The organism is Filomicrobium sp. (genome assembly GCF_025698805.1).
GTDB classification, from domain to species: domain Bacteria; phylum Pseudomonadota; class Alphaproteobacteria; order Rhizobiales; family Hyphomicrobiaceae; genus Filomicrobium; species Filomicrobium insigne.
Genome location: NZ_JAILWT010000001.1, coordinates 321,568 through 347,626, shown reverse-complemented (window position 1 = coordinate 347,626; position 26,059 = coordinate 321,568). Strand labels below are relative to the sequence as shown.

Here is a 26,059-nt window from a genome sequence, read left to right as displayed (position 1 = left end):
TCGCGCTAAAAGACCGCTGCTTCGCGATCAAAGTTCGGGCCTGAAAAGTTTAGTCATTTGCCTGAAAGGTCGAAGCCTTTCAGATCTTCTATTGTCGCTTCATCGCAGCCATCGCTGCCGCTTTGTGCTGCTCCTCTGCGCTTTGGGTCGACTTTCCTGAGACATCGACGGTGACTTTGAAAATCTTGCCGGTGAATGCGAAGGGCGGCGTATAGAGCTCGGAAACGGGAGATCCCGGATTGCGGCCCACCGAGAGGCCGCCGCCAAGGCCAATAAGGAGCGGAATGGTGACAGGTAACTCGCCTTGGCCGATGAGTGTCTCGTTGGCGAAAAGGCGGCCTTTTCCCGGGGTACCTTTGCCGTGTGCAAGGTCTGGTTTGCCTGTCGGCTCGAATTCGTAACGGAGCGTGAGTTTACCGGTCGGAATGCTTTCGGTTGACGCAATGTCGAATTCTTCCGCACTGACATAATTGTGGACGTAGTGAAGTTTTCCGTCCTTCACGAACAGCGTGTATCCACCGGTATTGCCGCCATGGCAGATGAGCACACCTTCAGCGCCTTCGGAGGGAACGTCCACGTCGGCACTAATAGTGTGCGCACGGTTTAGGACCTTGACGGCGACGTTTTCGGGCACGCTTTGCGTGCCAGGGTAATAGACGTAGGTATCGCGTTCTTTTGTGAGTTGCGGTCGCGGATCTGCAAAACGTGCAGTGCCTCGGCTGTCGAGCGGAAGCACATCATACCGGCCCGCCTCGACGTACCAAAGGGCAATCATCTCGATGAGTTTGGCGCGATGTGTTTCAGCAAGATTGTTCGTCTCTGCCGGATCTTCGGTGAGATTATAAAGTTCCCAGCCCTTGGCATCCAATTCCCGTAGCTTGTCTTCGGTAAGCGTCAGTTCGCCAAAAGACGCCTTGGCCTCCGCAAATGAGTCTCCGGGGAACGGACAGACCGCGCGCCAGCCGTCATGGTAGATAGCGCGGTGAGCGAACATCTCGAAATATTGCGTGTCGTGCTTCGATGCTGCTGCAGCGTCGTTAAACGTATACGCGAAGCTCACCCCTTCGATTGGGGATTGTGTGACGCCGCGGATGTCTTTTGGAGGCGAGATCTCCAAGGCTTCCAAAACCGTAGGCACCATGTCGATCGCATGTGCAAACTGCGTGCGCACTTCCCCTTTGGGTTCGATGCCTTTTGGCCAGTGCACGAGGAATGCATCTGAGACGCCGCCGCGAAAAGTCTCACGCTTCCATCGCTTGAACGGCGTGTCGCCGGCAAAGGTCCAACCCCAAGCGTAGTGATTGAAATATTTGGGACCGCCGAGTTCGTCGAGCGCCTGCAAATTCTGCTGCAGATCGTCGGGCACGTTATTAAAAAACTTGTTCTCGTTGACTGAGCCGTGGGGCCCGCCTTCGGCGCTCGCACCGTTGTCAGAGATAAGCATGATCAGCGTGTTGTCGAGTTCGCCCATCTGCTCTAGAAAGTCTACGAGACGGCCGATATGGTGATCCGTGTGTTCAAGGAAACCCGCGAACACCTCCATCATGCGTGCGTATAGTTTGCGCTCGTCTGCGGGAAGCTGCCCCCAGTCCTGAACATCGGGATCGTGACGGGACAACACCGTGTTTTGCGGAATGACGCCAAGTTCCTTTTGCTTGGCGAAAACCTTCTCTCGATAGGCATCCCAGCCGTCGTCAAACTTTCCTTTGTACTTGTCGGCCCACTCCTTCGGCACCTGATGTGGCGCGTGCTGAGCACCGGTCGCGAAGTAAAGGAAGAATGGTTTCTCGGGGGCGAGTTGCTTGGTATCCGCGATAAATCCTATGGCCTTGTCCACGAGGTCGGGCGTGAGGTGGTAGCCCTCTTCGGGTGTCTTAGGTGGTTCGACTTGCCGGTTGTCGTAGACGAGATCTGGATAGTACTGGCTCGTATCACCACTCAGAAAGCCATAGTAGCGTTCGAAGCCACGACCCAGTGGCCATCGATTGTAAGGCCCGGCGGCACTGATCTGCTCAGCAGGCGTCAGGTGCCATTTGCCGACTGCAAATGTGCTGTAGCCTTGCCCGACGAGCATCTCAGAAAGAAAGCCGTTCTCGAAGGGAATGAGCCCATTGGACCCTGGGTATCCCGTCGAACCCTCAGTAATGCACGCCATGGCATTGGAGTGATGGTTGCGACCTGTCAGGATGCACGACCGAGTGGGAGAGCACAGCGCTGTCGTGTGCATGTTTGTGTAAAGCAGGCCACCCTCTGCGAGCCTGTTGATGTTCGGCGTATTGATCGGCGACCCGTAACAACCGAGTTGGCCAAAGCCGGTATCATCTAGGACGATAAAAAGAACGTTGGGAGAGCCGGGCTTGGCAACGATGGGCGCCGGCCACGCGGGCTGTGACTCATCGATCGTGCGCCCTATACGGCCCGGGAAGGTGGTTCCTGGAGGGTATTCCTTCAACTCGGCATAACCCGCGTTGGGGAATGCAGTCGTCGCGACGGCAGACGCTGCGATAAGGGAACCGCCCAATAGGAGACCGCGCCTGTTTATGCCGGTAGTTTGTAAAGGGTCTCGGTTTTCGGAACTTGCGGGGTGAGAGCGCTTTTGGGTAACCATCTTAAATAACCTCCGAGTTTCTATTCCTCACCCTTTTCCCCAACGTCCTTAGTCCCCTTGATCGCGGATCACGCAGCGAAATCCGACGTGACTCGTCGACGTGTCGACGGGCTCCGGATGGCGTGCCGCAGGCCGGTAGCGGCGACAATAATTTGGCGCACAAAGATGCGAGCCTCCTTTGAGAACTTTCCGAGGAATTTTGATGTGTGGCTGGCACGGATCGAAGCTTTGATCGCGTGAAGGGCCGCGCGGATTTTCAGGAATACAGCAAGCCTTTGGCGCGTCTTCTGGATGTTTTGGGGCAAACCAATCAGTGGTCCACTCCCAAACGTTTCCAATCATGTCGTACAGGCCATATCCATTTGGTGGGTACGATTTGACGGGAGACGTGCGCTCATAGCCATCAAGTTTAAGGTTCTCGTGCGGAAATTCCCCTTGCCAGGTATTGGCCATTTGCCGCCCAGAGGGATTGAGCTCATCGCCCCAGGCAAACTCAGCGCCATCCAGGCCGCCGCGTGCCGCGACTCCCATTCCGCTTCCGTGGGGAGCATTTTTCCCACCCATGCGGCGTAAGCTTCCGCATCCTGATAGGCCACGTGCACGACGGGATGGTCATCCCGGCCCTTGATCCAACTTCCTCGTCCGTAGGGATGGCGCCAATCGGCTCCGAACCTGAATTCCCACCATTGCCCCCAGTCTCGCAGATCGACGCGTTCGCGCGGGGGGCGGAATACGAGGGAACCAGGCTTGAGCATGTGAGGAAGGGCACCTGGATAGTCTTCGGCCTTCGGGGCCTTTTCAGCAAACGTGACGTAGTTTGTGGCTTCGACGAACTCTCGGAATTGGCGATTCGTAACCGGGGTTTCATCTATCCAGAATGCATCAACGGTAACGCGGTGGACCGGTGCCTCTTCGGGATAGTGGTCGTTTGATCCCATAGCGAAGGTGCCGCCGGGGACGAGCTTCATGCCTGCGGTGCGCGATCTTTTCAGAGTTGGATTTTGAACCGAAATTCCGCTGCCACGAGTTGCCACTGTCATGATGGTAACTCCGCGCAATCGGAGAAATGCTCGCGTGGCTCAAATCGCCTGCGCGTAATGAAATAGAGTTTTCGAAGTTGACCGAAATTAAATGTATCGGCCAGACGGCATGACCACCAAAACACACGCATTTCCCGTTCTCCAGACTCAACTGGATAGGGTAGCTGCCAGGTCCCGTCTGCTTTATCGCAATGCATGAATTATCAGGCGTAAGGTAGTGGAAGTCAATGAACTTTCTGTCGTCCGAATAAGGCTCAGACTGGAAATGATTGGAGATTAATTCGGTTAAATATGCGGTGGATATTGCCAAGGAGGCACAATAAAAAGATTAAATTTGGGGTATTATGTTTCTCACTGTTCGGTGGCTGATGGCCGCTTTTGTATGCGTGCAGATTATTTGAGTAAACATCTTAAGGACTCAGTTTTTCCTTCCTTGGCCAATACGTGGCCTGCGGGAAGTGAACGTCTGTAAGCTTGCAAGTTTTAACGCGATCAATCGAACTGCGCGCATTGGGCCACAACGCCGAATAAGATCGGGGAGCAAAAGTTAATGCGAAGGGGAGCGCTATCTCTGGCCGTACTGGGGCTGGGAATAACGGCCGCATGCCAGGATGTTTTGGCCGCAGAGAATGCTACGGGCTTTTACCTCCTCGGCAGCAAGACGGCGATGGCGGGGTTCGTTCCTCCGCCCGGTACGTATATGATCGACATGAACTATCTTTACTCTGGCGACGCCAGCGGGGCGGCAGCCCGTGGTATCGCCCTTAGAGAGACAGGCGCGCTTCTCGCCGCTCAAGCAGACGTGACGGTTGACGCCAACGCCTATATTAACTTGCCCGTCGCTCTTTGGATTGCACCTGAAAAGGTATTTGGCGGCAACGTCGGCTTCGGCATTATGGCCCCCGTCGGCCACAAATCTGTGGACGTTGGAATCGACGCTTTTGCTCAAGTGACACTTCCGAACGGCACCGTCATTAATGCCAATCGCAGTTTGGAGATTGACGACAGCACGACGAAATTTGGAGACCCGGTTCTCAACGCGCTGATCGGCTGGCATGAAGGCAACTGGCATTGGACCGTGGGAGCGCTCCTTAACGTCCCGATTGGGCCGTGGGAGAGTGACAGCATATCCAACATATCATTCAATCGCTGGGGGCTAGATACGACCGGTGCTATAACGTGGCTCGATCCCAAGCTGGGCCACGAAGTGTCTGTTGCCGCCGGCTTCACGTTTAATGGCGAAAACCCAGATACCGACTATAAAACGGGTACGGAATTTCATGTTGAGTGGGCTTTAATCCAACACTTTTCAAAGACATTTACTTTTGGGCTTGCTGGATATCATTACCAGCAATTAACCGGCGATAGTGGTTCGGGGGCCAGGTTTGGTCCGTTTGAAGGCAGGGTCACAGCACTTGGCCCCATCCTCACGTATAGCTTCACCGTCGGAAAAATTCCTGTCAGCACGCAAGTCGAGTGGTTGCACGAATTTGACGCAAAAAACCGATTGGAAGGAAACATGGGCATGATCAATATATCCATGCCGCTATCGGTTCCCCGCGGGCAATAGTTGCGCCGCGCGCGAGACGGCGGGCGATCTCCCATCCCCCCCAAGGGCCCGCCGTCCCGTGATGCTACCATATTGGACGAATTAGATGTCGAACGCGTCTCCGTCGTCCCAGTCATATTCCGAATCATAATCGGCATCCTGGATCGCGTCGTCGGCGGCCATCTTGTTATCGTGTTCGTTATTGCTCCCAGTCGTTGGCGTGCTGGCTTCTGCAGGCTTGCCGAACAGGCCTCCACTGTCACTGCTGCCGCCAAAAAGGCCTCGGATGCTATCAGCCAGAAGCATGCCGCCGGCCACGCCACCCGCGGTCGAGAGGGCGTTGCTCAAAAAGCTTCCCGATGACCAGCCGGAGCTTTGACGTCGCGCATCATCTGAGCCCGCGCGAACGCGATCAGCGTCAATAGATTGGCGTCTCCCCGCGGTGGGTACTGAGCCACCGTCAAGGGGTGGGGCGGTTCCGAGAAAGCTGCGCGAACTGGCTTCGGCCGTTGCTTGAACGCGCGCGTTTTCGAGTTGCTTAATGCGCTCATCGGCACGTTTCAGCGCTTCCTCCTGGACGAGGACGCTCTGGACCAGAACATAAGCGGCGTTGGGGTTGCGAGCTATTTCGTCGCGTATCAACTGCTCCGCTTCACGGTCGTTTTCCTGGGGCGACGTCGCGGCGATACGATCGAAAAGACCCAAGATGAGATCACGCTCTTCGGCTTTCATTGGTAAACCTCCCAAAATTCACAGATCACATGTGGGGAGCCTAGGGTTCAAGGCAAGTGCCGCCGTGGAAGTGCTCGTTCGTCTGCACCGCGCTGCGCGATGACTTCACGAAAAAGTATAGGCAACTTTTGCCCGTGGTCCACGTTTGCTCGTTGCCGCGGCCATGAGCCGTGGCATGTAGCATCTTCGATATTTCGAGGTTTCCCATGAAAACGTTGTTCGCGTCTGCAGCGCTCGCTCTGCTGGTCGCCGTTGGCACGCCTATCGCATTGTCAGGTCATGCCCACGCCGCGAGCGGTACAGACTCTAAGTCATCGTCTGCAACGAGCCCGACCAAGAACGGTTCAAAGACTGCAATGGTCAAAAAGGAGCGCAGTGAGGCTTCCATTACTTGCTCAAAGAAAGCAGACGCTAAAGGCCTGCATGGCAAAGCGCGTCAGGATTTCCGCAGAGACTGCATGAAGCAGCATCCAACATCGACCCAGTGAGCTGCCGCGTGACGGTTCGTGGCAAGCTGCGAGCCGTTACGCTTTGTTTGTTGCCGTGAGCCGATAGCCGAGACCTCGAAGTGTCTCGATCGTAAAGGCGGGATGGTCAACCTTCCGCCTGAGGCGGTGAACATATGTTTCGATGGATTGTGGGTCGGCATCTTCATTCAGCGAAAATACACGCGCTGCAATTTGATCCTTGCTGACGACATTTCCTCGAGCTCTCATGAGGACGTGAAGAACGCTGCGTTCGCGTGGCGTAAGATTGAGCGATACTCCGTCCACGGATACGTCACCCTGCGTGATATCAATGCGAAGCGGACCAAATTCAGAAGACTCTCTTCCATTGGATAGATCTGGCGCGCGCGCAGATGCCTGTTGAATTCGAATGCGCAATTCATCGGGACGCACAGGGCGTAGAATAAAGTCATCAGCACCCTTCTCTATGGCAGCCACAACGATCTGGATCGTTTCATTGCTTCCGCAGATGAGAACCTGGGTTTTAGGAGAGCGTGCGCGTAAGTCCGGAAGTTTGTCTATGGCTTCTGGAGAGACGGCATCGACATCCCAGATTGTGAGATCGTACTTGTTGGCTTCCAGAGCATCCGCGGCACAGGCGATAGAGCCAACGGAATCGACAGAGACAACCATCGTCTTCAGTAACGCAGCTGTTTGGAAAGCCAGCGGACCGAAATCCTGAATATGAAGAATACGCATCGCTGAGAGTGATTGTCCGCATCATGACTATGTTAGGGAAGCGCGAAGGGCAGCAGAAGGCCGCGCCGTTTAGGACGTCGCTACAAGCACTTATGAAACACTTTTGTGTATCTTTCTTGAAACTCCGTTGTGTTTTGTTTGCCACGTAACTGACAGCGAATTGCGAGCTTCGAAAACTATGGTCCCCCTCGAGGTCGCGCCGACGTGTCTTTAGCGGCGCTTCGTCGGACGCGGCGGTTTCCGTCGGGAATGAAGTCTTCACTCTGGGGGATATGATGAGTTTTCGTGTATTTGGCGCGGCGCTGTTGCTGAGCACCGCTGCTGTAACGTCGAATGCGTTCGCTGCCGATTTGGGCGGTGACTGCTGCGCAGATCTTGAAGAGCGTGTTTCTGAGCTTGAAGCTACGACCGCACGCAAGGGCAACCGCAAGGTCAGCCTCGAGATCTACGGCCAAGTCAATACGGCCGTGATGTTCTGGGACAACGGTAAGGAAAGCAACGCCTACGTTGTCGACAACGACATTTCTTCGACGCGCTTTGGCTTCAAGGGTAAAGCGAAGATCTCGCCGGATTGGTCTGCTGGCTTCAAGATTGAAATCGAGACGCAGCTTGCAGCTTCTAACGAAGTTGATGAAAACAACGACGACGGCCCACAGCAGATCAACCTGCGTAAAGCCGAATGGTATCTGAAATCGAAGACATACGGTCAGGTAACCGTCGGTCAGGGCAGCTTCGCTTCTGACGGCGCTTCGCACGTAGACCTCTCCGGCACGAACGTCATCGCTCAGTTCGACGACCTCAAGTTCGGCGAAAAGATCGACCCGCGCTCGATCATGTCGGCCGGCGGTCAGGGCGATTACGACGACTACACACGTGGCGGCAGCTACGAATACAACCGCGGCAATCGCGTACGCTATGATACGCCGACCATTGGTGGCTTTGTTGCGTCGGCAGCCTGGGGCGAAGATGATGCTTGGGACGTCGCCCTGCGCTACGCTACGGAAGCAGGAGCGTTCAAGTTTGCTGCTGCTGTTGCGTATGGCCAGTTCACGGACGGCACGGGTAGCCTCAGCAACGACAACGTTTGCGAATCTCCTGCGCAAGGCGGCGAGTGTCAGGAAGCAGAGATCGTAACCGGTTCGGCATCTCTTATTCACACGCCAACCGGCTTGTTCGTCACTGCCGGCGCTGCGCGTCGTGAGTTCGACAACATCGAAACTTTGGGTGCTGCCAACGAAGAGAACACCTGGTGGGGTGTCCGCGCTGGTATCTCGCAGAAGTTCTTCTCGCTCGGTAAGACAGCGCTCTATGGCGAATACCAGCTGCACGAGAACGACAACTTCCGCGGCACGCTCGGCCTGACGTCGGAAGCTGAAATCATCGGCGCAGGTATCGTGCAGAAGATCGATGCGGCGGCAATGGAACTCTACCTCGGCTACCGTCACGTCGAAGTTGACGACAATGATCCCGCCAACTCGTTCGATGATCTTGACGTCGTGACGGCTGGTGCACGCATCAAGTTCTAAGATCAGGTTCTAGGCAACTACTTGGTTCCCCCGAGCCATACTGAAGCCTAGTGGGAAAAGCTGGTCCGGTAATACGGACTAGCTTTTCCTTCGTTTCTGCAGGAGAAAAACTCTCCGCTGGCCGCAGACAGAAAGTGAGTCTTGTGACGGCAAGAGAGAGGCTTCTTGTTCTCCGTCAATCGACGAGTGCGACAAATTCTTGTCGGAGACGTGAATTGTCTCGGAAACAGCCGAGCATCCGGCTGGTGATCAAGTCTGAGTCCGGCTTGTGTACTCCCCGCGTTGTCATGCAATGATGCGTCGCCTTGATAATGACGCCGACGCCTCGGGGTTGAAGGACCTCGCTGATCGTATTGGCGATCTGCACCGTCATTCTTTCCTGAATCTGCAGACGCCGCGCGTAGGCGTCTACGACTCTCGCGAGCTTGCTGATGCCAACGACGCGGCCTTCGGGCACATAGGCTACCCAAGCTTTGCCGACGATCGGAGCCAAATGGTGTTCGCAGTGGCTCTCAAACCGTATGCCACGCAACACAATCATTTCATCGTATCCATCTATTTCTTTGAACGTTTTTTGCAGGATCTGTCCCGGATCCTGAGAGTAGCCTGCAAAGTATTGCTCGAACGCACGCGCCAGACGTGCAGGGGTTTCGATCAGGCCGGGCCGATCAGGATCATCACCAGCCCAGCGAATAATGGCTCGAAACGCCGTTTCGGCCGCAGCTCTCTCGGTTTCGCGTGAGGTTGGCAATCGAGAACAGTCGGCAAAAGGGTGCACCAGTGCATCCACGATTATGCTCCTGATTTTAAGGGGTTTCTGACTAGTTGGCCGAGACGTGAATCGAGCCAGTCATGTTGGGGTGATAGGCGCAGAAATAGTCGAATGTGCCTGGTTGATCGAATTGAACCCGCCCGACGTGCCCAACACCTAGGATGACATCCCAACCGCCATTGTTTGCAGTGGCGGTATGCTCAATGAAGTCGTCATTGGCCCACTCGACTGTGTCGCCAACCTGAACGCTGATTTCGGCAGGTTGAAAGGCAAGGTTGCTGATTTTGACTTGGACGAGCTGGCCTGCGAGCGCCATTCCGGCGCCCGCGATTTGCAGCAGAATGACTACTGCCCAACCATGTATGATGACCCGCATCCTAGACCTGCTAATTGAGCTTATCGGCGAGCTGCTCAGCATGATGTTTATGGCCCAAGAAAACCTTGAGCCCCGTCCGTAGCAGGCTCTTGAGTTCAGCATTGCTGGCGGAGGGAATGAGTGTCGTTTCGAGCGCGCCGTTGACCGTTCCGTGGAACGTGACCTCGTTATCGACGTAAGCTCTGTCGAAGGCTGCGCCTGAGAGTTTTGAGAGTTCGGCCCGCTTCTGTTCAGCTTGCTTGACGAGGCTTTTGCTCGTCTCGTTGTCTTCAGGTGTAACGTTGTGCTTCTTGACCAGCGCCAAGGCTTTTTCGTTCACAGCCGTATGATCGCGCACCATGTTGTCGGCGAAAGCGCGCACGGATTCATTCTTGGATTTTTTTAAAGCCAGCTTTGCAGCCTTCACATCGATATCGCCTGCGACGTAGGCGATATGGGCGATCTGGGCATCAGACGGCTTGTCTGCAGCAGAAGCGGATACCGTTGCCGTTGCCATCAGGATGGCGGCGGCCACGCCGCCCGATAGAGACTCATGCATCTTATAATGACCTCCGTGTTGTCGGGCCGCGAACGGCCACTCCTTCTTCACACTGAATTGGATGTCAGCGCGCAGCGGAGGTTCCCAACAATCAGGAGGTAAGATTTAGTTTCGCGACGACCCTCTCCATGACACGCTCACAGCGCTTGCCGGCGAAGGGAAAGATGTCACTGAAAAGCGGACCGATATGATCGGCGAGAGCCGCTTTGAGCATTCTCCTGGCGCGATGCAAACGGGTTTTCACCGTTTCAGGCCGGAGTCCCAAAAACTCGGCAGTTTCTTCTATGCTCATATCCTCAATAACACGAGCAACGAGAACGGAACGAAAATCGACCGGCAGCGTATCGACAGCGCGCTCCAGCAATACGCAAAGCTCCCTTTGGGCTGTGATACGTTCGGGGTCAGCGGGATTCGTTCCAGAGTGCGGGAACGGAAGGACTTGCGCGATCGGGCCGCGTGATTGGGTGACGTCGGCGACAGTAGGCGCGGTCCGACGTCGTAGCCGCTGCAAAGCTTCATTGAGAACGATCCGTGTGAGCCAAGTGGCAAGGCTCGAATCTCCTCGGAAATTGGCGAGCCGGGAGAATGCGCGTAGATAGCTTTCCTGCAGGACATCCTCAGCCTCGCCATCATCGCCCACGATGCTTCTTGCAACTCGGTAAAGACGACGGTTGTTAGCTTGAATTATTGCGCGAACGGCAGCCTCATCCTTCTGCACGGCGCGTTGGATGAGTTCAGATTCCGTAGATCCGTCGTACGTCTCAACTTGCGTCAGAGCCACCCTGAAACCTCCGGTATATTCGAATGGATATAAATGATTGGATGCAAACGGTTTGGATAGGTTCCCGCTTGGACAGCAAATTCGCAATCGTATGATCATCGGCCGCGTGTTCAAGCTGGATGCAAAGCATGTGCGAGTTGACGACAATGAAATGTCGCGCACTCGCTTTTTGCGCTTTTTACCGCTGCTCGCGACGGCACACTTTAAAAACTAGAGTTTTTGCGCGGCAAGAGACGCGCTGAATTGAATTGTTTTGCGGAGACCTTTTTCAGTCCGCGTGTTCTGAGCGCAGATTCCGTGTTAGAACAGCTGTATTGTGAACAGCGAGCCCAGATTGCCCATATTTTTCTATGGAAAATGGGAGCAGGATTGCAATCCGCGCCGCGCAGGAAGAAAACACCTCCGCAAGAGACAATTAATTAGGTGAATAGGCAGCCCAATCTCATTGCCAGTGAAAGACGGAAGGATCGTCATGCATCGCTTAGTGGTGGGTTTTGTCGTTTGTTCAATGGTCTCACTCGTATCCGCATCGGCTGAAGAGCCAGGAGATGCCAAAGCCGGACTACAGTATGTGAGAGCGAATTGCGCCGAGTGCCACGAGGTCGAGCGGCATAGCAAGATTGTTCCTGATTTTGAGGCGCCGGGCTTCCCGGAAATTGCGAATATGTCAGGTATGACAGGTCGCGCTTTGGTTGTGGCATTGCAGACGTCGCATAAAAAGATGCCCAACTTTGTATTGCCCGAGAAGGACCGTAATGACGTGGTCGCTTATATCATGAGCCTTCGGTCTTCACGGCCCTGAGCGCTATCAGCAAAGAGAATATCAGCAACCCACGCGGGTATCAGAACATCTTATGAGAGCCAAAAGGCTTACTCGTTTGATATAAACACGAAAATAGGCAATCCTGAACGTGAGGCCGGGCAGGTGAGCCCTGTCGGGAGGCTGGCGCCGGGGGAGATCTTATAGGGGGTCGGCCTCCCCTTCATCACAGTCTGCGAAAGAGAGCTTCCGGATGAATCCGGAAGCTTTTTTTATTCTGCAGCGACGGGATTCTCTTCCGCTGTTTTTTTGCGTTGCGCAGCTTTGCCCAGCCACCGGCAGACGACATAGAAGACTGGTGTGAAAATCAGGCCAAACACGGTTACGCCGATCATTCCGGAGAAGACGGCCGTACCGAGCGCCTGCCGGAGCTCCGCACCGGCACCGGTGGCCCACACCAACGGAACCACACCGAGGATGAACGCGAGCGAGGTCATGACGATCGGACGCATGCGCAGTCGTGCCGCTTCCTTCGCGGCCGTAAAGCGATCTTCGCCTCGTTGTTCCAGCTGAGCGGCGAATTCGACGATGAGAATCGCGTTCTTGGCCGCCAGACCGATCAACACGATAAAACCGACCTGAGTGAGAATGTTGTTGTCCTGCCCACGCATGACGACACCTACGATCGAGGCGATAAGACTCATGGGCACGATAAGGATGACGGCGAGCGGAAGTGTCAGGCTCTCGAACTGAGCGGCCAACACAAGGAAGACAAACACAACGCCAAGCGCGAACGCGAATACGGCAGTGTCACCGGCCTTGATCTGCTGGTAGGCGAGATCCGTCCATTCATAGCTGAAGCCCGGAGGTAGCGTTTCGGCCGCTAGTTTCGCCATGATGTCGAGCGCTTGCCCTTGCGAATACCCCGGAGCCGCCGATCCATCGAGCTCCGCCGCTGGGAACAGATTATATCGCGGCACACGTGACGGCCCCGAGATGTCGGAAACGGTGGTGAAAGACCCCAGCGGAACGGTGTCGCCCCTGTCGTTACGCACACGGATCTTCAAAACGTCCTCGGGGCTGAGGCGGTACGAGCTGTCGGCTTGTGCCGTCACGCGGAAGGTGCGACCGAGAAGGTTGAAGTCATTGACGTACGCCGAGCCCAGATAGGCCTGAAGCGAGCTGAAAACGTCAGAGACGTTGACGCCGAGTAGTTGCGCCTTGGTCCGGTCGATATTGAGATAAAGTTGCGGTGTCGATGTCTCGAACAAAGAGAACACTTGCTGCAGACCGGGTGTCTGTGCAGCTTTGACCATCATGTTCCCGACGACTCCTTGGAGCGCAGCAGGCCCGTTCCCACCACGATCCTGGATCATCATGCGGAAGCCACCCGCATTACCGATACCGCGCACAGGCGGCGGCTGCACCACAAGAACCATGGCTTCTTGTATGACCGAGAACTTCTGAAATAGTGCCGCTTGGATTGCTGCTGCCGATTTGTTTGGATCCTTAGCGCGTTCTTCAAACGGTTCTAAGGTAACGAATACGGCCCCAGCGTTGGAGGCGTTCGTGCGCGTCGCGCCGGAGAAGCCAACGATGTTCACCGCATGCGCCACGCCAGGCACCTCGAGGGCAAGTTCGGCAGCCCTCCGGTTGACGGCGTCCGTACGTGCCAGCGAGGCTGCAGGCGGCAACTGGGTGACGGTGATCAGATAGCCAGCATCGACCTGTGGAATGAAGCCCACAGGCGCCTGTCGGAATTCGTTGAGGCCGAACGCGATCACACCCGCGTAAACGATCAGCATGAGAGCCGACATCCGTACAAACCGGCCGACCATCCACGCATAACCCGACGACAGCTTGTCGAAGCTCCAGTTGAACAGGCGGAAGAATGCATGCACCGGCCACATAAAGAATGGCGGCCGCGCATTATGCGCGTGCGGCTTCAAAAGCATCGCGCAAAGGGCAGGCGATAGCGTTAGAGAGACGACCAGGGAGATGATCGTCGCGCCCGCAATGGTCAGCGCGAACTGTCGGTAGAATTGCCCAGAGATACCTGTGATGAAGGCGGATGGCACAAACACGGCCGAGAGCACGAGCGCAATAGCAACAAGCGCTGTGCCGACTTCATCCATGGTTTTATGGGAGGCTTCGCGCGGGCTCATGCCTGCGGCCATATTGCGTTCAACGTTCTCGACCACGACGATGGCGTCATCGACGACGATGCCGATGGCCAGAACTAGACCGAACAGCGATAGGTTATTCAGCGAGAAGCCGAACAGATCCATGAAAAAGAACGTGCCGATCAGCGAGATTGGGATAGCCACAATCGGGATGATGGCAGCCCGCCAAGTCTGCAGGAACAGCACCACGACGAGCACAACGAGGATCACCGCTTCGATGATCGTCATGACGACGGCGTCGACGGACTGCTGAATGAATTCGGTCGGGTTATAGATGATGGTGTGTTTCAGGCCGGGCGGAAAACTTTTCGCCAACTCGTCCATCGTCGCGATGAGCGTTTCAGATGTCTCGAGCGCGTTTGAGCCAGGCCGCTGGAAAATACCGAGACCGACTGCCGGATCAGAATCGAGATACGAGTTCACGCCGTAGTCGAGCGCCGCCAGTTCAACGCGGGCGATATCCTTCACGCGCACAACCGCGTCTTCACTCTGCTTGACGACAATATTTCCGAATGCTTCGGGGTCCGCGAGACGGCCGAGCGTCTGCACCGAGATCTGGAAGGCTTGTTGCTCTTTGATCGGCGGCTGGTTCAGGACACCCGCCGCGACCTGCACGTTCTGCCGTTGCAATGCCGAAATCACGTCGCCGGCCGTCAGCGCCAAAGTCTGAAGACGGTCAGGGTCAAGCCAGACGCGCATCGAGTAGTCGCGGCCGCCGAAGACCACAACGGACCCGACGCCTTGAATGCGGCTCAGCACATCGGTAATGCTGATGCTCGCATAATTAGAGATGAAGAGACCATCACGCGACTGATCAGGTGAGTAGAGGTGGATCACCATCATCAAGTCGGGCGACGCCTTGTTGACGGTCACGCCAATGTTTCGCACGTCGGAAGGAAGACGTGGAGTCGCCGTGGCTACACGGTTTTGCACTTGAACCTGAGCCGTATCTAGATCCGTGCCTAGATCGAACGTCACAGAGATCGTGAACTTGCCGTCGGCCGTCGAGTTTGACGACACGTACAGCATGTGTTCGACGCCATTGATCTGCTGCTCAAGAGGCGCGACGACCGTCGAGGCCACCACTTCTGCACTGGCACCGGGATACTGACCAGTCACGGTAATGACCGGCGGCGCGATTTCTGGATATTGTGCGATGGGCAGACGCCCGACCGAAACAGCACCAAGAATGATGAAAACAATCGAAACGACCGATGCAAAGATCGGTCGTTCGATGAAGAAGTGTGAAAGCCGCATGCGAAGCGCCTGTTAGTTTACGGTTGCGTCCTGTGCGGAGGCAGAAGCTTGCGATGCCTCTTGCGGTGTAACCTTGGAGCCTGGGCGTACACGCATCAGCCCTTTGACGATGATCCGATCTTCGGGGGACAGGCCCTCTGTAATCACTCTCATGTCGTCGATCAGCGCGCCAAGCTTCACGTACTTGGGATGTGCGACATTCTCCTTGTCGACCGCCATGACGTATTTGCGGACTTGCTCCGTACCGATAGAGGTATCCGGCACCAGCAAAGCTTCCGCAGGTTCACGCGCTGCCAATTCAATGCGGCCGAACATGCCTGGCGTCAGTTTGCCATCGGGATTGGGAAAGTCTGCGCGGGCCCGGATAGTGCCAGACGAGCGTTCAATGACATTGTCCACGAAGTTCATCGTGCCTTCGTGTGTATAGTTGTCTTCGTCGATCAGCTTAAGCCGCACGCTGAAGTTTAATTCGCGGCTCTTCGGATCAGAGCCCTTTTCCGCGTGCCGCAGATAGCGAAGATACGACGCCTCATCGAGCGTGAATTCGAAGCGGATCGGATCAACTGACGCGATCGTGGCCAGCAGCGTCGTATTGCCGGACGTACCGCCACTGACGAGATTGCCAACGGACACCCGCCGGTCACCGATACGACCGGAAACCGGGGATTTCAGGTTGGTGAATTCGAGGTCCAGTTCCGCTTGACGAATAGCGGCTTTCTGCGCCACCACGGTTGCTTCCGCGGCACGCTCGCCTTGGATCCGCTCGTCCAGCGTCTGCTGCGTAATCGTCGTTCCTTCCACGAGTCTCTTGGCGCGCTTCAGGTTGGACTTTGCGAATTCCAGATTGGCCTCCGCCTGCACTAACGACGCGCGTTGCTGATCAAGAACCGCTTGGAAGGTTCGCGGATCGATGGTGAACAGTGGATCGCCCTTCCGGACAATCTGCCCGTCCTCGAAATGGATAGCGTCCAGATAGCCGGAGACCCGCGCACGGATTTCGACAAAATCGACAGCCACAAACCGCCCGACATACTCGTCGTGATCGGCGACGAGCTTCTTGAGAGGCTTAGAGACGGTCACCTGAGGCGGCGGTGGCGGAGACGACTTCCCTTGCGCTTTCAGCCCACTGTCACCGCATGCTGCGAGAAGGGAACCGAGAGCTGAGAACGCGACGAGGACGCGCCCCAAGTTTCCAACCGACATGGGATTCTCCAGAAACAAAAAAATTCGATCACTAAATTTAGCGCGTTCCCCGGCAGCTCCAGCGACAGCTATTTGTTGCAGTGCGAGAAAACGGGGTGTCTAAGACGAAGGACTCATGTTAAGCGGTACTGACTAGTAACACCTGCTGCGGCAGGTTACTTAACCGTAACATTTTCAAGATGCAATAGGTCTAGAGCTGAACATTTCGAGATCGAGTGCCGAAGCCACACGTCCACCTCCGCGGGAACGGATCATCTTGGCTGTCCGTGACCTATTTTACCGACTAGGCATTAATGCCGTCAGCGTCGATGCGATCGTGGAAGCGGCTGAAACGAATAAAATGACGTTTTACAGGCACTTCAAGTCGAAGGACCACGTCATCGCAGAGTATCTGAGAAGCCTTTCAAGCGAAGGCGACGCCGTGTGGGACGCCTTGGCGACGGAATATGCTGATGATGCGAATAAGCAGCTGGAAGGTTGGCTGGCGTACGTTGAACAAATCGTGAGCAGCATGGATGAACGCGGCTGCGCGCTGGCCAATGCCGCCGTTGAGTTGCCGCCAGTTCACGAGGGGCGTTCCATTATCGAGGCTTATAAAGCCCGCAAACGCGATCACCTCGTTAATCTGTTCAGACAGGCCGGGTATTCAGCGCCAGAGGTTTTGGCCGACGAGGTGTTTTTGGTGTTTGAGGGGGCCCGGATCAACATTCAGTGTGGCGGTCGCGGTGGTCCGGCAACGCGCGTCGTGGCGACGCTGCGAGCTTTGCTCGCAAGCGCGCCGCGCACCACCATCACGACTTCCGGCGTGGCACCACCATCATCGAAGTGAAGATCTGAAGCACATCTCCGTGTTGATTGCGCGTTTCCGTGCGGATTGAGATCCAACCGCGATCCGGGCGCGATTTCGAGGGGCGCACATCAACAACTTCGCCATGGGCTGTAAGAACGTCGCCGGCGCGCGTCGGTCTTGGCCATTTGACGTTCGCTTCCGATCCGATCATGCCCCCTGCGAGAGGAATTCCGCTTTCGACAAGAAGACGCATTGTGATCGCCGCCGTATGCCACCCGCTTGCCGCCAGCCCTTTGAACAACGAATCTTGCGCGGCGTCTGGATCGACGTGAAACGGCTGCGGATCAAATTGCTTGGCGAACGAGATGATCTGAGCTTCATCTAATGAGTGAGAACCCGTTGAGAATTTCTGGCCGACAGAAATGTCCTCGAAATAAAGGCGGTGGTCTTGATCCAAGATTGCGAACTCCCGTGTCACACGTCGTCAGAAGAACGGCGTGCCTGATATGCGGGGCAATATCTAGGACCTGAGAGATGGCGCCAAAACCCCGACATTTGCCGCATGCCCGCACACCGTAATAGCAAGGTGTGTACGAAGTAACGCATGGCAATGCATAGCTCACATGCGTAAGGGGATAGCAAAGGATATTGCCGGTTCGCCAAGCAACGGGCCGAGCGCTTAATAAGACCTGTGTGTGCGAGGAGAGGAACTGATCATGCGCATTTTGATCGTTGGAGCGGGCGCTGTCGGCGGCTACTTCGGAGGCAAATTGCTCGAAGCGGGGCGCGACGTCACGTTTCTGGTGCGCCCCGGACGTGCTGCCGCTTTGAAGGAAACAGGTCTGAACATTAAGAGCCCGCTAGGCGATGCTGCGTTGGGTGTGCCGCCGATGGTGCAGTCGCAAGAGCTGAACGAGCCGTTCGATCTCATCATTTTGAGCTGCAAGGCTTATGACCTCGAATCCGCCATTTCTGGGTTCTCAGCCGGTGTCGGCCCGCAAACAGCGATCCTCCCGTTGCTCAATGGAATGCGGCACATTTCGGTTTTGCAGGAACGTTTCGGTCAGGGTGCCGTCCTCGGTGGTCAGTGCGTGATTTCGACGACGCTCGATGAAGTCGGAACCATCCATCATCTCAATACCAAGAACCATCTCACCTTCGGCGAAGTCGACGGCAATACGACGAAACGCGTTGAAGAGATCACTGCCACGCTCCGCGATGCGGGCTTCGCTGTTCGTGCCAGCAGCAAGATCATGCTGGAGATGTGGGAGAAGTGGGTGATCCTGGCTTCACTTGCCGGCAGCACATGCCTAATGCGCGCCTCGGTGGGTGAAATCAACGCGGCGCCGGGCGGTGCAGAGTTTGCACTAAGCCTTGTTGAGGAATGCCGTAGTGTCGCGAAGGCGGCGGGCTACGAACCACGCCCAGCGGCGTTAGAGGCTACGCGCGCGCTCGTTACAGAGAAGGGCTCGCCGATGACAGCATCCATGTTCCGCGACATCGAGCATGGATCGCGCATCGAAGCCGATCAGATCATAGGCGACTTGTTGGCGCGCGCTGATGCCGCGGGTCTCGATAGCCCGGTTCTGCGCGTCATCTATTGCCATCTCAAAGCCTACGAGGCACGACACGGATACTAGATAGCCGCGTGGATCGGCATGGCATCTAGCAATCAGATCGCCAAGGCACGTTGTGTGCGGCAGAAGGCCGATCCGGACGACATCATTCGGATCATGATGAAACGAGCAAAGGGAACGCAATAATGATCAACTCAACGATGACGCTGGGCTCGTCCGCTCTCCGTCGCGGGGCTTTCGCCGTCGCGCTAGTCGCTGGTCTGGCGTTCTCAGGATCAACGTTTGCAGACGATCTGTCTTCTATGATCAAAGCCGGAAACTCGAAGTGGGACGCGGCCTTTAATAGCGGAGACGCCGCGGCCGTCGCAAAGCTTTACGCCGAAGACGCTCAGGTGCTTCCCCCCGGACAATCCCCAGTCAACGGCGCGGAAGGAATTGAAAAGTTCTTCGCGGGCGTCATTGGTGCGGGCTATACCGATCACAAAATTGAAACGCTTAAAGTGACTGAGTCGGGAAACTTGCGTGTTCAAACTGGCCGTTGGCAGGCGATGGGCCCGGCCGACAAAGGCGGCAAGCGCAAAGCCGCTGAGGGCTCTATCGTAACGGTTCACGAAAAACAGAATGACGGAACATGGAAGATGCAGGTCCATATTTTCAACTAACAGGGCCCGCAATAACCGATCATAAGAGACGTCGCATAAGCGTCTCTCCATCGAACAAGATACGCGCTCGCAAGTCGGGCGCGTATTTTCTTTTCCGTCAATCTAAAATGGAAACAGCGTTGTCGGCACCTCAAATGTGCGGAACCCGTGCGAAACCTTTGCCGACAATTGGCCCGGTGGGTTTGCCGGTTGGAGATCCACCTTCAGGCTCAATGGTGATCTCATAGAGCTGATCTGCTTTTGGTTCGGGAAGCGCTGGCCCCTTCAGAACAACGTCTCCCAGACGGTTCAGCAGTCCCATTGAAACGGGGCCAGTGTCCTTATCTGGAAGCGTCCAGACCTCAAGCGTTTTGCCGGACGGGATGTCTATCGGCCCGAGGGGCAGGATGCGGATACGCTGATTATCTAACGCTTCGACAATGGAAACTGGTTGCGCTTTTGAGTCGAGCAATACGACAATCAGCTTCGGCTGCATGGGTGCCATGAATTGCCATGCGGCGACCGCGATCAAACACGCAGCGACACCTGCGGCCGCGAAACCTTTCCAGAATGATGACCGCGATTGACGCGACAGAGCGGAGACCTCAGCTGGCTTCCGTCGCGCCCGGGCCTCTTTGAGCCCCACGACGTTGTCCTCTCCGCTATCGATCGTCTGAACAATTCGGTCCCAGAGCGACGGGGACACGGGTGCTTCGGGAGCCGCGAGATCAAGTTCGAGAAAACGCATTCGTGCGGCCGCGACTGCAGCGCGAACGGTAGGGTCGGTCGCTATGCGCGCCTCGAATTCACGCCGCTCGCCGTCGTCCATCACACCGAGGACGAATTCGCCCGCGAGAACATCGATATCGTATGATCCATTGGCTGAATTGGTCATGACATGCAGTCCTTCAGCGCCGTCAGCCCGCGCCTTACCCACGACTTTGCTGTGCCGAGAGGCACACCAAGGACGCCGGCTATTTCGCCGTGAGAACATCCCGCGACGTAAGATAAAAGCACGCTATCGCGCTTTTCTTGCTCCATTCCCTCAAGGCAGCGCCGCAATCGGCTGCTTGAGTCCAGCTGCACGAAAGCGTCGTCAATGACGGCGCTCCGGTCCGTGAAGGCAGCAAGCGTAGCGGGGTCCATCAGGTCAAGCCGGCCGCCGTCGCGGACAGCATTGAGCGCCCGATTGCGAACAATCGTATAGATCCAACCACGTGCCGATCCGAGTTCGGGATCGAAGCTTCCCGCTTTCGTCCAAATCTGTACGAAAGCGTCGTGCACGATATCCTCGGCCAGCTCTCGGCGGCGCACGATGCGTTGCGCCACGCTCACGAGACGAGCCGCCTCCACGTCATAGAGCCGTTTCAACGCCTCTCGGTCACCCCTGGAACAGGCGTCGAGAGCTTCGACGTAATCGAACATTCCTTACGCCTTCTCGCGCTTCAATTCCTAAGAGCTGATCTCGGTATGACTACACCGAGACATGCAGTTTGGATGCAATCTCTCACCGAAGCAAAATTATTTTACAGCCCCTGCATCCAAGCGGACTCCCTGGCGTGTTCCACATATGCCGGCGGCGAATTCGCATATCCCCCTTGCGAAAAGTGACACCGTCCATCGCCTGCCGGCACCGTGCAATTTTTGGAATCACCAGGGAGTTACAACATGAAGTTTGCGAAAGCTTTGTTTGCCGCAAGTCTAAGCGTTGCCGTGACAGCGACGGCGGCACACGCCCAGATGGCTGTCGGTCTCGTCGGGGATAATACCCTTGTTATGATTGACGGGAGCAAGCCGGCGGCCACCAAAACCATGAAAGTGGAAGGTGTCGGGAAGCTTCTGGGTATCGATGTGCGGCCATCGAACAAAATGCTTTACGCCATCAATTCGGATGGCGATGTGCTCACGATCGATACGGAGACCGGCAAGGCGACCAAAGGTGCAAAGCTTTCAGCCATGATCCCGGAGGGCACAGAAGCGATCGTCGACTTCAACCCCAAGGCCGACAAATTGCGTTTCATGGGCACGGATGGAACGAACCTCCGGGCGGATGTCGAAACCGGCAAGACCGTAAAAGACGGCAACTTGGCATTCGAGTCCGATGATATGCATGCCGGCGAGAAGCCTGCCATCGTCGCCGCCGCCTACACGAACTCCCACGGTAAGCCGGAAACGACCAAGATGTACGACATCGATGCGACGATTGTGGCCCTTATTCAGCAGACTAAGCCAAACGATGGCACGCTGAAAGCTATCGGCAAGCTCGGCATCGACGCCGCGAAAACATACGCGTTCGACGTCCATACCACGGCGGACGGCACAAACACCGCTTGGCTGGTTGCCGACAACACGCTTTATACGGTTGCGCTCGATAGCGGTAAGGCCACCAAGGTCGGTGAAATCTCAGGTGTAGACGGCGCAATTCGCGACGTCACCGTTCTCCCAGCATCATAAGAGGTGCAGCGGGGCTGCCGTCGGCGAGTGGACAAACCTCCGGCCTCCCACCGCCGGCGGCAGGCAACCCGACCAAAACGTCATGCGTCAAGCTTCGCAACCATGCGCGCCAGGATGGCGATCTGCTCCTCTTGCGTTTTCAGGAGCTCTTTGAGTTGAGCCGTCCGGATATCATCGAGTTTCTCGTGTAGCCCCATGATTTCAAGTTCGGCTTTGAGGTTGACCTCGTAGTCGTTGGCTGCGGCCAGCCGATCTTTCGCCGCTTGCCTGTTCTGAGACATCATGATGATCGGCGCCTGCAAAGCTGCGAGCATCGAGAGAAGCAGATTCAGAAAAATGTAGGGGTAAGGATCGAAGGCGTGTGACCCGAGGGCCAGCGTGTTTCCAAACGTCCAGAACGCTAAGAAGACTAGGCTGATAATGATAAAAAGCCACGAGCCCCCGAATTCCGCTACTTGATCCGCGAGACGCTGTCCAAATGTGCGCGTATCGCCAAACTCCCTATTGATGTTCTTGGTGATGTGGACGCGCTCGGCAATTCTGCGAATGACGCGGCGATCGCGTTCATCAAGGTCATCAAACCCAGTCTTCATGAGCCTCTGGGCTAACTCTCGTACATGAGCGTCCACGCCACATCCTCCAGTCTTCTGAACTTATACGTTCAGCAAGAATTGCGATGGTCCATGGAAGCAGATCCCTCGGCATCAGGTAAGATCCCCCGACGCAAACCTTGGGACTCACGTTCCAAGGAACAGCACCCCTAGCTGCGCCGCGGTCGCGGGATGTCGACGGGAAGAAACTCCACGCCTGATTGCTGAACCGGCTGCGGGTAGTATTTCATCAGCTCCATGATCTCGATCGGCATGCCGACTTTCACAGGCAAACCAAGGGCGCTGGCTTCGCGCGCCGTCAGCGCGTAGTCGTGCGTCCAATGACCGCCAGCCAGCTTATCGGCGAGCGCTTCCGCTGACGCGTGATCAAGACGTGGCGTAAGCAATTCGACAGCACCCTGTTTGACCTGGGCGATCGCCTTCTCACTGACCTCGGCAAGGACCAGCGTGAGGTCCATGACACGCGCGACGGGCTTCATATCGCGCGCCTTCACGATACCTGCAGCCGGCAATCCGAAGATTTGCGGATCGATCGGGCCGAGCATCGAGAACTCGCCCATCACGATTTCATCGGCGGCCAACGCGATCAGCGTTCCGCCGGACATAGCGTAAACAGGGACATAGACGGTAACCTTTGCCGGGTGCGCTTCAACAGCTCGCGCAATTTGCATGGCCGCGAGGACAAGACCACCGGGGGTATGCAGCACCAGATCAATCGGAACGTCATCGGGCGTTTCCATGATGGCGGCGATGATGGTCTGCGCGTCTTCCAAATCGATGTGTCGGGAAACGGAAACGCCGAAGAAGCTTCGCTTCTCTTGGCGGTGGATCATCGTGATGACCCGCGTGCCGCGCTCTTTCTCGATAGCACGTATGGCCTGCGCTCGCTTCTGGGTCAGCCATGCTGCCATGAGCAGAGGCTGCAGAACCATGACTGCTAGAAAGACCCAGAACAGAGAGGACAGGTCAAAGTTCATGGTAGACCTCGGAAGATGCGGAAGCGTACCCGCGCGTAGCAATGAGAGCGAAGTATATTCTACCAGATCAGAGCGTCAGCGCCTCGGCAACGAAGAGATGTCGGATATCGGCATTTCTCAGCGACATAGTAAAATTCCCGTTGAGTGGAGGAGCGGCCTGCAATCCTGCGATCGTTTGAAGGTCCTAAAACGACAAAGAGGAGGCTGGGCGCTCGACGGATATCCCTAAGGATCTGAGGTCGATGGCCCAGCCTCCTCCAAGAAGAGAAAGGCTAAGAGATGCCTTTAGTGAACCTGGCGAGGTGTGCCGTGAGACGCCAAGCCAGAGAACCGTGAGGCGAGCCACTTACCTGACTGTTTGAAGAGCCGGCGTACCTCGACGGAACGCTCCCGGCGAGCCCAACGAACGAGTGCGTCGATCTGCTGAGCGGTGGGAGGATCATCCAATTTGATTTCAGAATATTTGCTCATGGTTTTCACCCCTTAGTTCGTGTTGGCCGTAACATAGGGAGTGTCCTTCGCAAGTGCGAACAAAAAGATCGCCTATGCGAACGCGGTGAAACACGGCTATTCCGATATTCTATTTGATTTCAAAGCATTGGGAATGCTGCAATGCAAAATCACCCGGGGTGCTATGCGGTCATCGCATAACCGAACGACGTTTAATGACAATCACAGTTCCCCAAAAAGAAAACGGCCGGCGAAATCACCGGCCGCAAACATGGGAATGTCGTCTGAGTAACCTCGCTCGCCCACTCCTCAATACTGGCGTGGAACGGTGGGAATGATAAGCCCTACCCAGACAGGAGCTATTTTAGAAGCGTTCCCGTCGCGCAGTTTCTTTGCGCGATGGACGAAGATCGATAAGGGTGAGGCAAACCGCAGCAAGCGCGCCGGTCAGCAACGCGCCGATGATGGCGATAAATGTGCTCGTGATCATTTCCTAAAGTCCCTGCGTAACCTGAGACTTTAAATGTGTGAGCAACCAGAAAGTTCCACCCCGTATAACGGATCTGTGAAACGAGCTAACGGCCGCACGCCAAATGATCGAGGTCGCTAAGCCTGCTTGAAACGGCCTCTGCACTCCGCGCCATACTCCCACCGACGAGAATAAGGCATGGTTGCGAAGTGTCGAACTCAGCAAGACGTTCCGGAAGTTCGTGGATCGCGCAGTGCACGGAGCGTTGCCGTGGCGTCGTTGCCGCCGTGATTGCAACCGCGGCGGTTTGCGGGCTGAGGCCTGCGCCAATCAAGTGCGGTAGAATTTCACCGAACTTGCGAGCTCCCATGTAGAAGACGTTTGTGACGGATGGATCCGCAAACGTTGCCCAATCATGATCGGGAACTGAGCCCGCCTGAGAATGTCCGGTGGCGAATTGCACGCGTCCCGTGTGGGCGCGATCGGTGAGAGGCATCTGAAGTGCCGCGGCGGCACCGAGCGCAGCGGTGATACCCGGCACCACCTCGACCGAAACACCAGCCCTGCGGCACGCGTCGAGTTCTTCCGCAGCCCGCCCGAAGACCATCGGATCTCCGCCCTTGAGGCGCACGACCTGCTTGCCGCTCTGGGCCAGACGAACCATCAGCGCATTGATATCCTGCTGGCTGCAATGATCTCCACCGCCAGCTTTGCCGACCAGCATGCGCCGTGCTTCACGACGAGCGAGTTCCAGAATTTCTGGGCTGACGAGCCGGTCGTAAAGGATGATGTCCGCCGACTGAAGGGCTCGCATGCCCTTAAGGGTCAGAAGCTCCGGATCTCCCGGGCCCGCACCAACAAGAGTAACGAGTCCGCGGCGAGTCGGCGGGCTCTTTGCCAGGAGTTCTTCAACCTCGCCAGTGCCCGGCGCGGCGCGCGCTGTTAAGGCAGTGACTGCGAAACGCTGCCACAACGCGCGCCGTGCCGCCCCCATCGGCAAGCGCGACTTTATGTGCTCGCGCAAGCCGCGGCCTGCTTCGGCCCACGCCCCGAGACAAGGATGAAGCAATGCCTCGATCTTAGTCCGGATAGCCTGAGCTAGAACTGGCGCTGTGCCGTCCGTGCCGATGGCAATCGTCACGGGGGCACGATTGACGATGGTCCCGAAGCTGAAATCGGAAAGGTGCGGGGCGTCGATGATGTTGACTGGGACACCCTGTGCGCGGGCAGCTGCCACGAAGGCCTTCGCCTCTGCGCCTTCCAGGCTGCCGATAGCGATCTTTGATCGCACAAGGTCGGCCGGACACCATTCGCGGCGAACGACGACGACGCTTCCCGCAGGGGGCTTTGCAGCCATTGCATTGAGTTCCTCGCACGGCGCAGGGGCATACACCTCTACATCAGCACCGGCAGCCGCCAACATTTCCGCCTTCCATACTGCGGCCTCACCCTCACCGGCGACGATGGCGCGCGCGCCGCTTAAAGACATGAAAACAGGCAGGGCAGCCAGTGGCGTCAGCCGCGAGGGGCGAGTCGATTTCGGAGGGACGTGGGACATCG

The 26,059-nt window shown here is 56.4% G+C and carries 26 protein-coding genes and 1 pseudogene; 9 read left to right on the top strand and 18 right to left on the bottom strand.

All coding sequences use genetic code 11. The features are described 5' to 3' along the window. Positions 1–88 precede the first annotated feature (88 nt). Together K5845_RS01580 and K5845_RS01575 are read right to left on the bottom strand one after the other, a co-directional pair. The gene (locus K5845_RS01580) at positions 89–2,521 is read right to left on the bottom strand and encodes an arylsulfatase (protein ID WP_287958140.1); all 2,433 of its coding nucleotides are present in this window, start codon (positions 2,519–2,521) and stop codon (positions 89–91) included. Between the two features lie 135 nt (positions 2,522–2,656). Further along, positions 2,657–3,576 (bottom strand): annotated as a pseudogene (locus K5845_RS01575) (formylglycine-generating enzyme family protein). A 772-nt stretch (positions 3,577–4,348) separates the two neighbouring features. On the opposite strand from K5845_RS01575, the gene K5845_RS01570 reads away from it, so the two are divergent. After that, positions 4,349–5,218: a SphA family protein gene (locus tag K5845_RS01570; protein WP_287958139.1), complete on the top strand. Its 870-nt coding sequence runs from the start codon at positions 4,349–4,351 to the stop codon at positions 5,216–5,218. Between the two features lie 81 nt (positions 5,219–5,299). On the opposite strand, the gene K5845_RS01565 is transcribed toward K5845_RS01570, so the two are convergent. Then, the gene (locus K5845_RS01565; RefSeq protein WP_046477507.1) at positions 5,300–5,929 is read right to left on the bottom strand and encodes a DUF2076 domain-containing protein; all 630 of its coding nucleotides are present in this window, start codon (positions 5,927–5,929) and stop codon (positions 5,300–5,302) included. 206 nt (positions 5,930–6,135) lie between these two features. Between K5845_RS01565 and K5845_RS01560 the strand changes: the two genes are divergently transcribed. After that, complete coding sequence (locus K5845_RS01560; RefSeq protein ID WP_046477509.1) at positions 6,136–6,417, top strand: PsiF family protein; 282 nt, start codon at positions 6,136–6,138, stop codon at positions 6,415–6,417. Positions 6,418–6,453: 36 nt separating this feature from the next. Here the strand turns inward: K5845_RS01560 and K5845_RS01555 are convergent, their stop codons facing one another. After that, positions 6,454–7,134, bottom strand: a complete 681-nt coding sequence (locus K5845_RS01555) for a response regulator transcription factor (protein WP_287958137.1) — start codon at positions 7,132–7,134, stop codon at positions 6,454–6,456. 275 nt (positions 7,135–7,409) lie between these two features. Between K5845_RS01555 and K5845_RS01550 the strand changes: the two genes are divergently transcribed. Then, positions 7,410–8,660, top strand: a complete 1,251-nt coding sequence (locus K5845_RS01550; RefSeq protein ID WP_287958136.1) for a porin — start codon at positions 7,410–7,412, stop codon at positions 8,658–8,660. 175 nt (positions 8,661–8,835) lie between these two features. Here the strand turns inward: K5845_RS01550 and folE are convergent, their stop codons facing one another. The 4 genes from folE to K5845_RS01530 form a co-directional block, all read right to left on the bottom strand. After that, positions 8,836–9,441: a GTP cyclohydrolase I FolE gene (gene folE, locus K5845_RS01545; RefSeq protein ID WP_046480077.1), complete on the bottom strand. Its 606-nt coding sequence runs from the start codon at positions 9,439–9,441 to the stop codon at positions 8,836–8,838. 40 nt (positions 9,442–9,481) lie between these two features. Next, positions 9,482–9,808: a cupredoxin domain-containing protein gene (locus K5845_RS01540; RefSeq protein WP_046477513.1), complete on the bottom strand. Its 327-nt coding sequence runs from the start codon at positions 9,806–9,808 to the stop codon at positions 9,482–9,484. A gap of 10 nt (positions 9,809–9,818) precedes the next feature. Next, positions 9,819–10,304, bottom strand: a complete 486-nt coding sequence (locus K5845_RS01535) for a DUF4142 domain-containing protein (RefSeq protein WP_502814119.1) — start codon at positions 10,302–10,304, stop codon at positions 9,819–9,821. Positions 10,305–10,437: 133 nt separating this feature from the next. After that, positions 10,438–11,127 carry an RNA polymerase sigma factor gene (locus K5845_RS01530; RefSeq protein WP_287958132.1) on the bottom strand — a complete coding sequence of 230 codons (690 nt, stop codon included), beginning with the start codon at positions 11,125–11,127 and terminating at the stop codon, positions 10,438–10,440. Between the two features lie 37 nt (positions 11,128–11,164). Here K5845_RS01530 and K5845_RS01525 point away from each other — a divergent pair, with 37 nt between their 5' ends. After that, positions 11,165–11,341 (top strand): hypothetical protein, encoded by a 177-nt coding sequence (locus K5845_RS01525; RefSeq protein ID WP_162488587.1) that lies wholly within the window; start codon positions 11,165–11,167, stop codon positions 11,339–11,341. Between the two features lie 258 nt (positions 11,342–11,599). Beyond that, positions 11,600–11,929, top strand: coding sequence for a c-type cytochrome (locus K5845_RS01520; RefSeq protein ID WP_046477515.1), 330 nt, complete (start codon positions 11,600–11,602; stop codon positions 11,927–11,929). 230 nt (positions 11,930–12,159) lie between these two features. Here the strand turns inward: K5845_RS01520 and K5845_RS01515 are convergent, their stop codons facing one another. Together K5845_RS01515 and K5845_RS01510 are read right to left on the bottom strand one after the other, a co-directional pair. After that, a complete protein-coding gene (locus K5845_RS01515; RefSeq protein ID WP_287958129.1) occupies positions 12,160–15,327 on the bottom strand; it encodes an efflux RND transporter permease subunit in 3,168 nt (1,055 codons plus the stop codon). A gap of 12 nt (positions 15,328–15,339) precedes the next feature. Then, positions 15,340–16,530, bottom strand: coding sequence for an efflux RND transporter periplasmic adaptor subunit (locus tag K5845_RS01510; protein ID WP_090226655.1), 1,191 nt, complete (start codon positions 16,528–16,530; stop codon positions 15,340–15,342). Positions 16,531–16,786: 256 nt separating this feature from the next. On the opposite strand from K5845_RS01510, the gene K5845_RS01505 reads away from it, so the two are divergent. Continuing rightward, complete coding sequence (locus tag K5845_RS01505) at positions 16,787–17,359, top strand: TetR/AcrR family transcriptional regulator (RefSeq protein ID WP_244465030.1); 573 nt, start codon at positions 16,787–16,789, stop codon at positions 17,357–17,359. On the opposite strand, the gene K5845_RS01500 is transcribed toward K5845_RS01505, so the two are convergent. Next, positions 17,322–17,777, bottom strand: a complete 456-nt coding sequence (locus K5845_RS01500; RefSeq protein ID WP_244465031.1) for a MaoC family dehydratase — start codon at positions 17,775–17,777, stop codon at positions 17,322–17,324. The genes K5845_RS01505 and K5845_RS01500 overlap by 38 nt on opposite strands. A 259-nt stretch (positions 17,778–18,036) precedes the next feature. On the opposite strand from K5845_RS01500, the gene panE reads away from it, so the two are divergent. After that, positions 18,037–18,960: a 2-dehydropantoate 2-reductase gene (gene panE, locus K5845_RS01495; RefSeq protein WP_287958126.1), complete on the top strand. Its 924-nt coding sequence runs from the start codon at positions 18,037–18,039 to the stop codon at positions 18,958–18,960. Between the two features lie 122 nt (positions 18,961–19,082). Continuing rightward, complete coding sequence (locus tag K5845_RS01490) at positions 19,083–19,559, top strand: YybH family protein (protein WP_287958124.1); 477 nt, start codon at positions 19,083–19,085, stop codon at positions 19,557–19,559. A 130-nt stretch (positions 19,560–19,689) separates the two neighbouring features. Here K5845_RS01490 and K5845_RS01485 read toward each other — a convergent pair whose 3' ends face one another. Together K5845_RS01485 and K5845_RS01480 are read right to left on the bottom strand one after the other, a co-directional pair. Then, positions 19,690–20,433: an anti-sigma factor gene (locus K5845_RS01485; RefSeq protein ID WP_046477524.1), complete on the bottom strand. Its 744-nt coding sequence runs from the start codon at positions 20,431–20,433 to the stop codon at positions 19,690–19,692. Then, complete coding sequence (locus K5845_RS01480; RefSeq protein ID WP_287958123.1) at positions 20,430–20,963, bottom strand: sigma-70 family RNA polymerase sigma factor; 534 nt, start codon at positions 20,961–20,963, stop codon at positions 20,430–20,432. Before K5845_RS01480 ends, K5845_RS01485 begins: the two co-directional genes overlap by 4 nt. Before the next feature lie 243 nt (positions 20,964–21,206). Here K5845_RS01480 and K5845_RS01475 point away from each other — a divergent pair, with 243 nt between their 5' ends. Continuing rightward, positions 21,207–21,992 carry a DUF4394 domain-containing protein gene (locus tag K5845_RS01475; protein WP_046480081.1) on the top strand — a complete coding sequence of 262 codons (786 nt, stop codon included), beginning with the start codon at positions 21,207–21,209 and terminating at the stop codon, positions 21,990–21,992. Positions 21,993–22,072: 80 nt separating this feature from the next. Here K5845_RS01475 and K5845_RS01470 read toward each other — a convergent pair whose 3' ends face one another. The 5 genes from K5845_RS01470 to cysG all read right to left on the bottom strand — a co-directional run bounded on the left by K5845_RS01470 (position 22,073) and on the right by cysG (position 26,057). Next, on the bottom strand, positions 22,073–22,621 hold the full coding sequence (locus K5845_RS01470) for a DUF1003 domain-containing protein (RefSeq protein ID WP_046477530.1): 549 nt from the start codon (positions 22,619–22,621) through the stop codon (positions 22,073–22,075). A 131-nt stretch (positions 22,622–22,752) separates the two neighbouring features. Next, complete coding sequence (locus K5845_RS01465; protein ID WP_046477532.1) at positions 22,753–23,580, bottom strand: SDH family Clp fold serine proteinase; 828 nt, start codon at positions 23,578–23,580, stop codon at positions 22,753–22,755. 285 nt (positions 23,581–23,865) lie between these two features. After that, the gene (locus tag K5845_RS01460; protein WP_046477534.1) at positions 23,866–24,051 is read right to left on the bottom strand and encodes an RSP_7527 family protein; all 186 of its coding nucleotides are present in this window, start codon (positions 24,049–24,051) and stop codon (positions 23,866–23,868) included. Between the two features lie 343 nt (positions 24,052–24,394). Continuing rightward, a complete protein-coding gene (locus K5845_RS01455; RefSeq protein ID WP_280136727.1) occupies positions 24,395–24,520 on the bottom strand; it encodes a hypothetical protein in 126 nt (41 codons plus the stop codon). An 85-nt stretch (positions 24,521–24,605) separates the two neighbouring features. Then, positions 24,606–26,057: a siroheme synthase CysG gene (gene cysG, locus K5845_RS01450; RefSeq protein WP_287958119.1), complete on the bottom strand. Its 1,452-nt coding sequence runs from the start codon at positions 26,055–26,057 to the stop codon at positions 24,606–24,608. Positions 26,058–26,059 lie beyond the last annotated feature (2 nt).